Here is a 12,999-nt window from a genome sequence, read left to right as displayed (position 1 = left end):
CGCTTCGCTCCTTTCTCCTCAAATCAATCATGCTCAAGCTTGTCTGAGAGAGGATTATTCCGCAAGCCCGTTCTTCTGATAATGACTTCCGTTTTGACATCTACGGGGAGATTGGGGAAATATTCTTCATCCCACTTCCCTTTGAACTTTTTCCATTTGTCCGGATGCTTCCGATAGATCAGGTCTCCGAAGCCGACGAAGTCATTCTTATGGGCTTTTATATCTTCAATCGATTTGGTGATATCTTTCTCAAGCTGTACGCTGAGCGCCTTTTGCAGCGTCATCAGCACTTGCGGATCAGACAGATGGAAAGGGTATCTGACAGCGTCCACCAGCCCCTCGACCTGAGCATGCACGTGAATATGCGGTTTTCCGTTCGGAAAAGTGGCCGTCACCTTTGTATTCTGGCGGGTGACCTGCAGACTGATTGCATGCTTCACGTTCTTCCAATCCGCATTGATGAACGTATGCTTGATCCTATTGAGCAGCCATACAGCTCCCACACTGTCGTCATCCTCAATCCAGTAATCCAGCCTCCCATCCTTTTTGAACACCGCCAGTCCGTCCGCTGACAGCACTGCTTTCGGTTCAGTTGTCTGCGTATTTTCCATCGTAGGACCGGCTTTATCGTCTCCGTGCATTTCATAACCCGGAATAAACGGCGACCCGGTCGGAGAAGCGAGATCAATCAGAACGTCCTGAAGGCTGGTTTTAATGACTCTGCCGTATTGTTCCTGCGTGAAGCTGAGCGTCTTGTTCACTTTATTGGAAGGGATTTTATCAATCGGCGTCAGCACTTTAATAATATCTTCAGCCTTGCAATTATGCGCGATCACAACGGTTGCGGTCGTCCTGAATTCGGTGTCGCGGTCAAGATTGTCCAGAATAAAACTGAGTCCTTCTTCTTTCGCCAGTTTTTCACTGAACACCACGAGATTCGTATGCGCAAAATAGAGCCTTCTGGACACTTTCATCGAGCCTTTTCTCAAAGCTTCCGTCATATTGTCTCCGGACACCGAATAGACGGAAACCGGAGGCCGGTCTCCCGCTCCGCCGCCCTGCAGACCGCCGGCCACGTTTCCCGGATTGATAATTTGTAAGTGAAGGACGTATTTTCCCGTTTCGGTCCGGTCAATACCGATGGCGGAGATCACCGCCAAATCGGTCAGCTCCCTTTTATCCCAGCATCCGGATACAAACATAAGGGAAACCATCGTACAAAGGATAAGCATCCATTTACGTCTTTTCATTACCGTCGCCCTCTTCTACATCTTTATTAACCATTCCTCTGGATGTCTCCGGTTTCGGTCTTTGATGTTCCCCTTGGCGCCTGTTGTTTTCCTGTACGAGCAGTCCCGGCCTTTTTTCATCCGCCCATAAAGGGGCGCGGAGGAGGGAATCCTTCAGTCCGCCCGGGGTTAAAGGAGCGAGCGGGGACATATACGGAAATCCGAATGAACGCAGGCCGCACAGATGGACAAACATCATGATAATGCCCAGAATCAGCCCGTAAAATCCCATGACCGCCGCCGACAGAATAAAGAGAAACCGGATCAGCCGCGCAGATATCGCCATGTCAAAAGCCGGGGTCGCAAAGCTGGCAATCGCCGTCAGGGCGACGACGATAACCATGGCCGGGGAAACAATGCCGGCCTGCACGGCGGCCTGGCCGATGACAAGCGCTCCGACTATGGAAACGGCGGAGCCGACAACTCTCGGAAGCCGGACACCCGCCTCCCTGAGAATCTCAAAGGCCACTTCCATCGTCAGCGCTTCAATCACGGCCGGGAACGGCACCGTCTCCCGCTGGGCCGCGATGACAATCAGCAGCTGCGTCGGAATCATTTCCTGGTGAAAGGTCGTCGCCGCCACATAAATCCCCGGCGCCACCAGTGAAATGAAGAAGATCAAAACCCGCAGCACCCTGATGCTGGTGGCGATATCAAATCGTGAATAATAATCCTCAACCGATTGAAAAAATTGAATAAATAAGGCCGGCGCGAGGAGAACGAACGGCGTTCCGTCCACGATAATCGCAAATCGTCCTTCCAGCAGATTCCCCGCCACAACGTCCGGCCGCTCCGTATGATATACGGTGGGAAACACGGAAAACGGCGCGTCTTCAATGAGCTGTTCAATGTAGCCGGATTCCAAAATGCTGTCGATGTCAATGTGCTTCAACCGTTTGCGGACTTCCTTAATCAGCTTTTTATCGCAAATTCCGTTAATATACATCAGCGCGACATCCGTATTCGTTTCGTGTCCGATCTCCATTTTTTCAACCCATACATCAGGCGTTTTTACATACCTGCGGATCATGGAAATATTGGTTTGCAGAGATTCAGTGAATCCCTGCCGTGGGCCGCGGAAAGAGACCTGAGTGCTCGGCTCTTGAATGGACCGATGCTCTCCCCCTTCCGTGCTGGCGATCAGCGCCTTGTCAGCCCCGTCGACAAAAATGAGCGTGCTGCCCGCCACCAGCCCGGCATAAAGACTTTTCCACTTCTCTTCCTCTTTCACCCCGCCGATCGCAAGCGTTTTATCGTATATCAGGCAGACCGCTTGTTCCGGCTGAACGGACGGGATGTCGATTAAATCCTCCAGAAGGGATTGGCTGACAAGCTGTTCGTCTACCAAACCGGCGATATACACAATTGCGGCCGGAAGCTCTTCTTTTCCGATTTTCAGCCGGCGGATGACGACATCGGCACTGTTGCCGAATCTCTCAGACAGCTTCTTCATATTTTCTTTTAAGCTGAGGGAGATCGGCTCATCCCGCTCTTTGTCCTGCTGGCTGTCCGCTTCTTTTCTGTCTTCATTGTCACGGTCGTTTTGATCGGCTTTTTTTTGTTTCTTCTGCTTGAAAAATGGCGGCATATCGCAAAAAACCTTTCCTCGTTTTTTTCATATTCTTCCTGTACGGCAAAAGATTATGCACGGCGGAAAGTCTGTATAAGTTTTGCGTAATCGAAAAGGATAAAAAGGGAGAGTGTTGCTCATGAAAATATTGGGAGTTTCATTTTTTTTGCTGGCTGCCTTGCTGGTGATTTCAATCGCGATGGATATGCTGCAAGGTTTCAGTTTCTATGGAGCGGTCCAAAACAACCTGTCCGCTTTTAAATTGACCACCTTCTCAGAATGGCTGATGCTGTTTTTATTCGTCCTCTTTTTAATCAGAGAAATGATCGCTTTATATAAATCAGGTAAAAAAGATGCCTGACAGGCGCACGGCTGTATTGTGTCAAAAAAGAACACATCCCTCCTTCTCTCGGAGTTCATGTGTTCTTTTTATTTTTCCGATGCAGATTGTTTTCAGATGACGATATTTCCGCTTTCCGTATCTGTCGTGTGTTTCACAATGACACCTTTGATAATGCGGTTGCCGATGATTTTAGTACTTGCGGAGGAATTGGTTTGGATGGCGGAAGCAGAAGCGGCGGAAAGGTTGTTGATGGTATTGCCCGACACGAGGGAATTTGAGGTTCCGTTCAGATAGATGCCGATCGGGCTGCCCGCCGTTCGGTTGATCGTGAGCGTATTGTCTATGACTTCATGCGTGCCTGAATTCAGATACACGGTAACGATAAGCGGTGATGATTCAAAGTGGTTGCTGATGACAGAGGTTCCCGAGGATGTTGAACTGAAAATGGGATAGTTTTTGTAGCTTTTGAAGAGATTTCCCTTGATGACAGCCCTGGCGTCATTTGTCACAGATACGGCATAGGACTCCGCGGCGCCCTGATACGCATTCGGAATCAGCGTATTTCCTTCAATAACGGCATTTCCGCCTGTGACCCATATGCCCCGGCTGAACGATTTCAGCACATTTTGTTTTACGGTGATATTGCCGGCCGACATGCTGATTCCGTCCGTTACCTGATCCAGAGTATTATTCATAAAGACGGCGTTTTCCGACAGCGTCGCCCGCATCCCCGTGCTTCGTCTCGTTTCGGAACGTCCGTTTTCAATGACATTGCCGTCAACGGTCACATCTTCCGCCTGATAGACGGAAATGCCCGTATTTTCAAATTGACTGATTTTGTTATGGGTGACGAGGATGCTTTTTCCCCTTACATCTATTCCGGTGGAAAAACCGGTAATCAGATTGTTGGAAATGACGGCATTGCTGCTGTCCTGCCCTTGTGACACACCTTGTCCGGCGACTGCGGTTCTTGAGCCGCCATCTGACCGAAAGAAGATATTCCCCGAAATGACGGTATGTGCCCCATACCCGTAGCTGATTGTGTTATCGGAATGATTTCCTTCAATTAACACATGATATCCGTTAAAGTTGGTGACTGAGCTTGCGGCGTTTCCGGAAAAGAAGTTGTTGCGGACCGTAATATGAAGAGCTTCTTCATAATCAATATCGCCTTCTCCGTACGATTCAATATCGATTCCGAATTTCGGAGCCGTTCCGTTCCCTTGCCCGGCTTCTTCAATCACGCATTCTTCCACCGTAACGGTATTGCAGCCGGTGATTGAAATGTTGTTTCGCCTTGACTGCCTGATCTCACAGCGGCGGATGGTCACCTGTTCTGAAGTTTCGTAATCACTGTTTGTTTTTAACCCGAGCGGGCTGACAATAATGCCGTCTCCCGTAAAATCCGAAATCTTCACATTTTCGATCAGCACATTGCTGCTGCCTTCAATACAGATTCCAAACCCCCATTCATGGGTCGAACGCAAAGGGACATTGGTATACGTGTGTTCATCCCGTTCGCCGATGATCCGGCCGCCGGTGATGGTGACATTTTCCCGCCTGCCTATATAGAAAGCCGAGTAGCCCCAGGAGCTGTTCGGCGCCACTTTAATCGTGCATTCCGGATCTAAAACGATGGTGAGATGGCTCGGCACGTTAATCCCGGCGTTCCGAAACGGCTGGCTGCTGTCCCCGCCAAGCGTGCCGTTGATTTTATACGTTCCCGGCGGAAAAAACACCGTATGACAGCCTTCGCTGACGGCCTTGGCCAAGCATTGGTTGATGGCGCCCGTCACATCGGTTTTTCCGTCTGCCTCCACACCGCAATCCGTAATATCCAATATACGATTCGGCAAGTGATAATCTCCTCCTTCCTCTCTTATTGTCATCTTATTCCGCCATATCCCGCTCCGCCTGTACATACTTTAAATTTTATTAAAAAAGTTTATAAAGATAGTTTAGTCAGATAATATAACAAAATAAGTCATTGGAATTAGGAAAATTCGTCTATATTCAACGTTTTAATATCTTTTCATTCTGGAATTTTTTGAATTCAGTATAAATTATATTGACACAAGTATTATATAAGAATATGATTTTTGTAATACACTTTTTTAAGAAAGGGTTGGCTCAGGTGGCATCTATTGATAAGGACTCTATAACAGAAACTGTGCCGCAACGAGGCTTTTTCGGTCATCCCCGCGGCTTGTTCACACTGTTTTTCACCGAATTTTGGGAGCGTTTCTCCTACTATGGTATGAGAGCCATATTGCTTTACTATTTATACACGGAAGTCGCTCATGGCGGTCTCGGCTTTGATAAAACGACCGCAGTTGCCATCATGTCCATATACGGGTCTCTCGTATACATGTCGAGCGTCATCGGCGGATGGCTGGCCGACCGGGTATTCGGCACGGCAAACACCGTATTTTACGGCGGAATTTTAATTATGTTCGGGCACATCGCTCTTGCCTTCCCTGGCAGCACGGCGGCGTTTTTTACCAGCATGGCTCTGATCATTATCGGAACCGGCCTGCTTAAACCAAACGTATCCAGCGTTGTCGGAGATTTATATACGAAGGAAGACGAGCGCCGCGACTCAGGTTTCAGCATCTTTTACATGGGGATCAACCTCGGCGGATTGCTTGCGCCGCTAATTGTCGGAACACTCGGACAGAAGTACAACTACCACTTAGGCTTCGGATGCGCCGCGGCCGGTATGTTCCTCGGACTGATTGTTTTCGCTCTTACGAGAAAGAAATACCTCGGCAAAGCAGGCTCCAATGTACCGAATCCGATTTCTAAATCATCAGTGATCGGCACGGGAATCGGAGTGGTCATCGCAGCAGCCGTTATCATCGTTCTGATTCAAACCGGCTGGCTGACGATCCAGCGTGTGATTGATACCGTCAGTATCCTCGGCATTGTCATTCCGGTTATTTACTTTATCGTGATGTTCACGAGCAAAAAAGCGACGAAAACGGAAAAATCACGGCTTGCGGCTTATGTTCCGCTGTTTGTTGCAGCGGCAATGTTCTGGGCGATTCAGGAGCAGGGCGCGACGATTCTTGCTTTATATGCGGATCAGCGCACGAGACTTTCCTTTGCGGGCATGCATCTTGAGTCTTCATGGTTCCAGTCTCTGAACCCATTATTCATCGTTATTTTCGCGCCGGTGTTCGCCTGGATCTGGATGAAGCTCGGCAAACGCCAGCCTTCAACACCGATTAAATTCGCGATCGGCATTATCCTTGCCGGATTATCATTTTTAGTCATGGTGCTTCCGGTTATGGGCGGGAGCGGTGAGCTTGTGAGCCCGCTTTGGCTTGTGCTCAGCTTCCTTTTGGTTGTGCTTGGTGAGCTTTGCCTTTCACCGGTCGGTTTATCCGTCACAACAAAACTTGCGCCTGCCGCTTTCTCAGCGCAGACGATGAGCATGTGGTTTTTAACAAACGCCTGCGGTCAAGCCCTGAACGCAAAAGTAGTCGGTTTGTTTGATAAGATTTCTGAAGCGGCCTACTTCGGCTCAATCGGTCTTGTTTCGATCATTCTCGGTATTATTTTGATTCTTCTGTCTCCCGTCATTAAACGGGCGATGAAAGGCGTACAATAACAGATAAAGAAAAGCCTGCGGAATCGTCCGCAGGCTTTTTTGATGCGTCTATCGTTTTAACTCCTCAAGTGTTTCTCTCCATCTCTTCAAGACATCTTCCGGTTCGTGGAGCTGGATGGCCGGTCCGGATGTCAGATCCGCGTATTTCGCCCGATCTTCCTTGACGGTGATCACGCGGCAGCTGAACCGTTCCCGCTCGTGTTTCGCCTCTTTCAGCGGCGGAAGCGCCTCACATTCCAATGTGACGTAATATGCGGCTCCTCCGTGCCAGGCGATGAAAAGAGCTTGTCCCGAATGCAGAAGGCTTCTTACGGTCGTCGTGTTTTTCCATAAGGCGAGCCGGAGATTTGTTCTGCTCACGGCCACGATTTCACCGGCACTGATCATGGCCGCGTGCGGACGGCCTTCTTTTGTCACGGATTGGAGCACAAATGCGTCGTGCTGCTTTTTTTCAAGCTCCGTCCCGTCTAAAAGCGTGTAAAGCGTCTCCGGCAAGTGCTCCGTCAGCATTACGCTTTTCTTTCCGGAACAGCGGGAACATGTGCGGCCGTCTCCGTTTCTTTCGGATCAATTTTAAATGCCGGGTTGAATGCCGCCGGATTCGTGATGCTTTCCGGTTCACAGGATCTCCATGTGAAAAAGCAGGTTTGGCATTGGTAAATTTCCCAGGCGCCTTTGACCGGCGATTGGCTGACGGTTTCTCCTTTTTTCGATTCACAGCGCGGGCATGTTTTCATTGCAACCTCATCCTTTCTTATTGATTCATTAAGTCCATCAGTTTTTGTTCCCACTCTTTCGTTGTCAGCGGAGCATCAAGCGGCTGAGAATAATGGCCTCTTGTTTCCGGCGCGGCGGGCGTTGTCGCGTCAAGAATCATTTTGTGTGTCATCCCTGCCGGATCAGACCCCGGGTCAAGCGGAAGGACGGACAGGTCAGGAATGATGACTGCATCGTGTTTCGGATGCATTTTCGTTGAGAGCGCCCACATGACTTGCGGCAGGTTAAACGGATCGACATCCTCATCCACGACAATGACCATTTTGCAGTAGCCGAGTCCGTGCGGCGTGGTCAGGGCGCGCATGCCGACCGCCTTGGCAAATCCGCCGTAGCGCGTTTTCGTTGAAATGATGGCGATCAGGCCGTGCGTATACATCGCGTTCACGGCGACAATTTCGTTCGGATAAGCTTCCTTGAGCTGCTGGTAAAGCGGCACGCACGTATTAATGCCGATCATATAATCGCACTCCGTCCACGGCATGCCTAAGTATAAATGTTCAAAAATCGGATTGTTTCTATGATATACCCGTTTGATTTTGATCACCGGCATGCTGCGGCCGCCGGAATAATGGCCAGTGAACTCACCGAAAGGTCCTTCGTATTCCCGTTCTCCCGCAAGGATCTCTCCTTCCAGAACGACTTCAGCGCCCCAAGGGATGTCTAAATCAGACAATTTAGATTTGACGATTCTGTAGGGCTCCCCTTGAATCGCGCCGGCCATTTCATACTCGGATTGATCGTATAACAGCGGAGTTGACGCAGCTGTCGTAATCACCGGCTCACAGCCGAGCGCGATCGTAACGGGAAGATTCACGCCGCGTTCTTCAGCTTGGCGAAGATGAATCGCAATATCATGCTGAGGCACGGGCTGAATGCCGAGGCGGTCTTTTCCCTTTACCTGCATTCTGTAAATGCCGACATTCTGCTTGCCGAAATTGTCCGGATCTTCAAGATCGCGGGAAATGACACACGCTTTATCCAAATAGTAGCCGCCGTCCCCCTGGTTGATTCTGAATAGCGGAAGGATGTCAAATAGATTGATATCTTCCGTTATTTCATTTTCATGAAACGGCGCGGTTTCTTCCCGTTTGACCGGCACCGGAAATGCATCGTACCGTTTGGCGAACTCAAAGAATTGTTCTTTAACAGGCGTATCTTTCGGCATGCCGAGCATCATCGCGTGATTCGGCCACGAGCCGATGACATTCAGAGCCACCTGCGCATGGTGATGTCCGTAAATATTGTTAAATAAAAGCGCAGGGGTTTTATCCCCGAGATTGCTGGCTGCACGCGCGGCGGCACCCAGATCCGGCTCCGGTTTCACCTCTTCGTTGACTGTTAAGAGCTGCCCTTCTTTTTCAAGAGCGGCGAGAAATTCCCTAAAATCCTGATAGGCCATTATCAGATTCCTCCTTTTTGTTTTTCAATTCCGTACCACCGTTTCGCTTCCGGCAGACGGATGCCGAACTGATCGAGCGTCCGGAACACAATATGGTCGATCAATTCATCCATGTCAGCCGGCTTGTTATAAAATGCCGGCATCGGCGGAAGAATGACGGAACCCATTTTTGTAAGCGCTAGCATATTTTCTAAATGAATTTGGCTGAGCGGCGTTTCTCTTGTCAGCAGCACAAGTTTTTTCCGCTCCTTCAAGATGACGTCAGCCGCCCTTGTCAGCAGGTTGTCAGCCATTCCGGTGCGGATGCTTGCCAGTGATTTCATGCTGCACGGAGCGATGATCATCCCGTCCGTTTCAAACGAGCCGCTTGAAATCGCCGCCGCCTGGTCTTTGTGAGAATACGTATAGGATGCGAGTTTCTCGACATCTTTTAACGTATAATCGGTTTCATGTGTAATGGTGACATTTGCCCAAGGAGACACGACAAGATGGGTTTCGATTTCCGCGGCTTTTAAATATTCTAAAAGCCTGATCCCGAATATGGCTCCCGTTGCCCCGGTCATTCCGATGACGAGCTTCATATCGACCCCTCCTTTACGCTTGAAATGTGGTGTCAAAACCATCATACTCCTGATATATCCATATGAAAAATATTCGTTAAATCTATGTATCATACCTTAAAGGTATAAAAGAAAGGAGCGAGCGTTCTCATGGATATCCGGCAATTGCGTTATTTCATCACCATTGCCCAAGAGCAGAAGATCACGACGGCCGCCAAAAAGCTTCATATGGCACAGCCGCCTTTAAGCAGACAGCTGAAACAGCTCGAAGAAGAATTGGGCGTCATTCTGTTTGACCGCAATAAAAAGAAACAAATGACCCTTACATATGAAGGAAATGTCTTTTTGAAAAGAGCGAAAGAGATTCTTCATAAGTTTGAGGATGCCATTATCGAGGTACAAGAGCTGAAGGAGGAGGTGGCCGGGACACTTGCCGTCGGGTCAACCATTTACTGCGCCGCGCTCATGCTTGAGAAAGTGTCACAGATGAAAGAGCGGTTTCCGCATCTCACTTTTAACATTTGGGAAGATGAGCCCGTCTCATTGCTCGAGCTTCTGGAAACCCGGCAGATTGACGCCGCCGTCACCACCACCTTGATTAAAAACGACGGCATTGAATCGAAGGAGCTTGAAGACATTCCGTGTGTATTGGTGCTGTCCGAGCATTCAAAACGACTGTGCGGTGAAACGATTAAACTGAATGACATCGCCTCTTTGCCTTTGATCCTTTTGCGCACCGTCAATGGAAGAGGTGTGTATGACCAAGTCCTCCAAGTTTGTGAACAGTACGGTCTCGACCTTCAGGTTGTCTGTGAATGCCATGACTCCGCGACGCTCTTGAGCCTCGTATCATCAGGATTCGGCGCCACAATTCTGCCTTTGACGATGATTCCCGTCCATATGCGTTCGCATGTCAAAACGGTTATCATCGAAGACAACCCGTTTGTCATGACACCGGCCGTCATCTGGAGAAAAGACAGCTATCTGCCGAAGCCGGTCAGACAGTTTTTGGAATTATTTTGATCCGGAACACGAAGAATTCCCGCTTATGAAAACCAATTACTTGACTCATACTAAAAAAAAGTTATCCTTTACAATTGGGAGCTATTTTTTCTCAATAAAACTACTCAGAAAAGTGGGGAATAAAGAAGATGAAAAAAGCATTATTCGCTTTGTTCATGATGGTCAGCATCGCAATGCTTGCAGCCTGCGGAAACTCACAGGACAGCGGATCTAAGTCAAAAGACGGCGATCTTTGGGCTTCTGTCAAGAAAAAAGGCGTACTGACCGTCGGCACAGAAGGAACGTACGAACCGTTTACCTTCCATGATAAAAAGAGTGACAAACTGACCGGATATGATGTTGAAGTGATTCAAGAAGTCGCGAAACGCCTCGGTCTGAAAGCTGACTTCAAAGAAACGCAATGGGACAGCATGTTTGCCGGATTAAACGCGAAACGGTTTGACGTCGTTGCCAACCAAGTCGGCAAAACAGGCCGTGAGAACCAATATGATTTTTCGGATAAATACACAACGTCAAATGCAGTCGTCGTGACGAAAAAAGACAGCACGATTGCGAAAGAGGCTGATGTCAAAGGAAAAACAGCGGCTCAGTCATTAACAAGCAATTACAATAAATTAGCGAAAGAAGCCGGCGCGAAAATTGAAGGCGTTGAAGGCATGGCTCAATCCCTTCAGCTCATTCAGCAGGGCCGCGCTGATCTGACTTACAACGATAAGCTTGCCGTACTGAACTACTTAAAAACGTCCGGCAATAAAAACGTGAAAATCGCGTTTGAAGCAGGCCAGCCGCAGCAGACGTATTTCGCATTCCGAAAAGGAAGCGGCGAACTTGTGACTCACGTCAACAAAGCGTTAAAAGAAATGAAAGAGGACGGGACTCTTTCTAAAATAGCGAAAAAATGGTTCGGCGAAGATGTTTCTAAGTAACATGCCGGAACCCGTGATTGCAACAGCCATTCCTTGGGATCTGGTGCAGCAGTCATTCTGGCCGATTCTTTCCGGGGGAATCTATTATTCGATTCCCCTTACCATTCTTTCCTTTATTTTCGGAATGATCATCGCGCTGATTACGGCGCTCGCCAGAATGTCAAATATGAAACCATTGAGATGGGTGTTCAGCGTATACGTATCAGCGGTGCGCGGCACTCCTCTTCTCGTTCAATTGTTCATCATTTTTTATCTGTTCCCGACATTTAATATTACGCTGGATCCTTTCCCAAGCGCAGTCATCGCGTTTTCATTAAACGTGGGCGCCTACGCTTCTGAAATCATCCGGGCATCTATTTCATCCGTGCCGAAAGGGCAATGGGAAGCCGGTTATACGATCGGCATGACCTATCGCAAGACATTGTTCCGCGTGATCCTGCCGCAAGCGTTTCGCGTGTCCATTCCGCCATTATCAAATACATTTATCAGCCTGATCAAGGATACATCTCTCGCGTCACAGATTCTCGTCGCGGAGCTGTTCAGAAAAGCGCAGGAAATCGGCGCGCAAAACCTTGATCAAATCTTGGTCATCTATATTGAAGCCGCCTTTATTTATTGGATCATCTGCTTCTTGCTGTCAATCGTACAGCACGTGATCGAACGGCGTCTCGACCGTTATGTGGCCAAATAAGGAGGTTTCGATATGCTTTCCGTCAAAGGATTAAATAAATCATTCGGACAGAATGAAATTTTAAAAAAGATAGATATGGAGATAGAAAAAGGGAAAGTCATCGCCATTCTGGGACCGTCCGGTTCAGGAAAAACGACGCTTCTGCGCTGTCTGAACGCGCTTGAGATCCCCAATCGCGGCGAGCTGGCATTCTCCGATTTTTCAATAGATTTCTCCAAAAAAGTGAAGCAGGCTGATATTCTTCGCCTCCGCCGCAAATCAGGCATGGTCTTTCAGGCGTATCATCTGTTTCCTCACCGCACGGCGCTTGAAAACGTCATGGAAGGACCCGTTCAAGTGCAAAAGCGCGACAAGGAGCAAGTCAGAAAAGAAGCGATGGAACTTCTGGAAAAAGTCGGACTCAAAGACAAAATGGATTTATATCCGTTCCAGCTTTCCGGCGGTCAGCAGCAGCGGGTCGGCATCGCCCGCGCGCTTGCGATTCAGCCCGAGCTGATGCTGTTTGACGAACCGACGTCAGCGCTTGATCCGGAGCTGGTCGGCGAGGTGCTCAAAGTGATTAAGGATTTGGCGAACGAGGGCTGGACGATGGTCGTCGTCACCCATGAAATCAAATTCGCGCAGGAAGTGGCCGATGAAGTCATCTTCATTGACGGCGGCGTCATTGTGGAACAAGGACCGCCGGCCCACATTTTTTCCGCGCCGAAAGAAGAACGCACGCAGCGGTTTTTAAATCGTATACTGAATCCTTTGTAGGAACGGGAGAAGAAGCGAAACACTGATTTCGCTTCTTCTTTTTTTTGGCGGT

At 48.9% G+C, this 12,999-nt stretch carries 13 protein-coding genes; 6 read left to right on the top strand and 7 right to left on the bottom strand.

The window, feature by feature from the left end:
* Window positions 1-23: 23 nt before the first annotated feature.
* Together JNUCC22_RS01890 and gerKA are read right to left on the bottom strand one after the other, a co-directional pair.
* Window positions 24-1,250: a Ger(x)C family spore germination protein gene (locus tag JNUCC22_RS01890; protein WP_216062083.1), complete on the bottom strand. Its 1,227-nt coding sequence runs from the start codon at window positions 1,248-1,250 to the stop codon at window positions 24-26.
* Window positions 1,237-2,877, bottom strand: coding sequence for a spore germination protein GerKA (gerKA, locus tag JNUCC22_RS01885; RefSeq protein ID WP_216062082.1), 1,641 nt, complete (start codon window positions 2,875-2,877; stop codon window positions 1,237-1,239). Before gerKA ends, JNUCC22_RS01890 begins: the two co-directional genes overlap by 14 nt.
* Before the next feature lie 121 nt (window positions 2,878-2,998).
* On the opposite strand from gerKA, the gene JNUCC22_RS01880 reads away from it, so the two are divergent.
* Complete coding sequence (locus tag JNUCC22_RS01880) at window positions 2,999-3,220, top strand: YczF family membrane protein (protein ID WP_216062081.1); 222 nt, start codon at window positions 2,999-3,001, stop codon at window positions 3,218-3,220.
* Window positions 3,221-3,312: 92 nt separating this feature from the next.
* Here JNUCC22_RS01880 and JNUCC22_RS01875 read toward each other — a convergent pair whose 3' ends face one another.
* A complete protein-coding gene (locus JNUCC22_RS01875) occupies window positions 3,313-5,058 on the bottom strand; it encodes a right-handed parallel beta-helix repeat-containing protein (protein WP_216062080.1) in 1,746 nt (581 codons plus the stop codon).
* A 278-nt stretch (window positions 5,059-5,336) separates the two neighbouring features.
* Here JNUCC22_RS01875 and JNUCC22_RS01870 point away from each other — a divergent pair, with 278 nt between their 5' ends.
* Window positions 5,337-6,815 (top strand): peptide MFS transporter, encoded by a 1,479-nt coding sequence (locus tag JNUCC22_RS01870; protein WP_012116786.1) that lies wholly within the window; start codon window positions 5,337-5,339, stop codon window positions 6,813-6,815.
* A 48-nt stretch (window positions 6,816-6,863) separates the two neighbouring features.
* On the opposite strand, the gene JNUCC22_RS01865 is transcribed toward JNUCC22_RS01870, so the two are convergent.
* Genes JNUCC22_RS01865 through JNUCC22_RS01850 form a run of 4 tightly spaced genes read right to left on the bottom strand, consistent with a single transcriptional unit; the run spans window position 6,864 to window position 9,608 of the window.
* Entirely contained in the window at window positions 6,864-7,325 is a 462-nt protein-coding gene (locus JNUCC22_RS01865; RefSeq protein ID WP_076425718.1) for a hypothetical protein, read from the bottom strand.
* A complete protein-coding gene (locus JNUCC22_RS01860) occupies window positions 7,325-7,552 on the bottom strand; it encodes a non-oxidative hydroxyarylic acid decarboxylases subunit D (protein WP_007410250.1) in 228 nt (75 codons plus the stop codon). Before JNUCC22_RS01860 ends, JNUCC22_RS01865 begins: the two co-directional genes overlap by 1 nt.
* A gap of 17 nt (window positions 7,553-7,569) precedes the next feature.
* Window positions 7,570-8,991: a phenolic acid decarboxylase BsdC gene (bsdC, locus tag JNUCC22_RS01855; protein ID WP_216062079.1), complete on the bottom strand. Its 1,422-nt coding sequence runs from the start codon at window positions 8,989-8,991 to the stop codon at window positions 7,570-7,572.
* 2 nt (window positions 8,992-8,993) lie between these two features.
* On the bottom strand, window positions 8,994-9,608 hold the full coding sequence (locus tag JNUCC22_RS01850) for a non-oxidative hydroxyarylic acid decarboxylases subunit B (protein WP_094032062.1): 615 nt from the start codon (window positions 9,606-9,608) through the stop codon (window positions 8,994-8,996).
* Window positions 9,609-9,701: 93 nt separating this feature from the next.
* Here JNUCC22_RS01850 and JNUCC22_RS01845 point away from each other — a divergent pair, with 93 nt between their 5' ends.
* The 4 genes from JNUCC22_RS01845 (at window position 9,702) to tcyC (ending at window position 12,947) form a co-directional block, all read left to right on the top strand.
* Window positions 9,702-10,574: a transcriptional regulator BsdA gene (locus JNUCC22_RS01845; RefSeq protein WP_003156371.1), complete on the top strand. Its 873-nt coding sequence runs from the start codon at window positions 9,702-9,704 to the stop codon at window positions 10,572-10,574.
* Window positions 10,575-10,702: 128 nt separating this feature from the next.
* On the top strand, window positions 10,703-11,500 hold the full coding sequence (tcyA, locus tag JNUCC22_RS01840) for a cystine ABC transporter substrate-binding lipoprotein TcyA (protein ID WP_020955311.1): 798 nt from the start codon (window positions 10,703-10,705) through the stop codon (window positions 11,498-11,500).
* Window positions 11,487-12,191: an amino acid ABC transporter permease gene (locus JNUCC22_RS01835; RefSeq protein WP_003156375.1), complete on the top strand. Its 705-nt coding sequence runs from the start codon at window positions 11,487-11,489 to the stop codon at window positions 12,189-12,191. The genes tcyA and JNUCC22_RS01835 overlap by 14 nt, the downstream gene beginning before the upstream one ends.
* Before the next feature lie 12 nt (window positions 12,192-12,203).
* Complete coding sequence (gene tcyC, locus JNUCC22_RS01830) at window positions 12,204-12,947, top strand: cystine ABC transporter ATP-binding protein TcyC (RefSeq protein ID WP_020955310.1); 744 nt, start codon at window positions 12,204-12,206, stop codon at window positions 12,945-12,947.
* The last annotated feature ends 52 nt before the right edge of the window (window positions 12,948-12,999 follow it).

Source organism: Bacillus sp. JNUCC-22 (assembly GCF_018861275.1).
Lineage (GTDB): Bacteria > Bacillota > Bacilli > Bacillales > Bacillaceae > Bacillus > Bacillus velezensis.
This window is presented reverse-complemented; position numbering and strand designations above follow the sequence as displayed.

Bases quoted from the DNA above. Each gene is read 5' to 3' on its own strand.
- JNUCC22_RS01890 (WP_216062083.1), bottom strand. From the start codon at position 1,250: ATGAAAAGACGTAAATGGATGCTTATCCTTTGTACGATGGTTTCCCTT.
- gerKA (WP_216062082.1), bottom strand. From the start codon at position 2,877: ATGCCGCCATTTTTCAAGCAGAAGAAACAAAAAAAAGCCGATCAAAAC.
- JNUCC22_RS01880 (WP_216062081.1), top strand. From the start codon at position 2,999: ATGAAAATATTGGGAGTTTCATTTTTTTTGCTGGCTGCCTTGCTGGTG.
- JNUCC22_RS01865 (WP_076425718.1), bottom strand. From the start codon at position 7,325: ATGCTGACGGAGCACTTGCCGGAGACGCTTTACACGCTTTTAGACGGG.
- JNUCC22_RS01860 (WP_007410250.1), bottom strand. From the start codon at position 7,552: ATGAAAACATGCCCGCGCTGTGAATCGAAAAAAGGAGAAACCGTCAGC.
- bsdC (WP_216062079.1), bottom strand. From the start codon at position 8,991: ATGGCCTATCAGGATTTTAGGGAATTTCTCGCCGCTCTTGAAAAAGAA.
- JNUCC22_RS01845 (WP_003156371.1), top strand. From the start codon at position 9,702: ATGGATATCCGGCAATTGCGTTATTTCATCACCATTGCCCAAGAGCAG.
- tcyA (WP_020955311.1), top strand. From the start codon at position 10,703: ATGAAAAAAGCATTATTCGCTTTGTTCATGATGGTCAGCATCGCAATG.
- JNUCC22_RS01835 (WP_003156375.1), top strand. From the start codon at position 11,487: ATGTTTCTAAGTAACATGCCGGAACCCGTGATTGCAACAGCCATTCCT.
- tcyC (WP_020955310.1), top strand. From the start codon at position 12,204: ATGCTTTCCGTCAAAGGATTAAATAAATCATTCGGACAGAATGAAATT.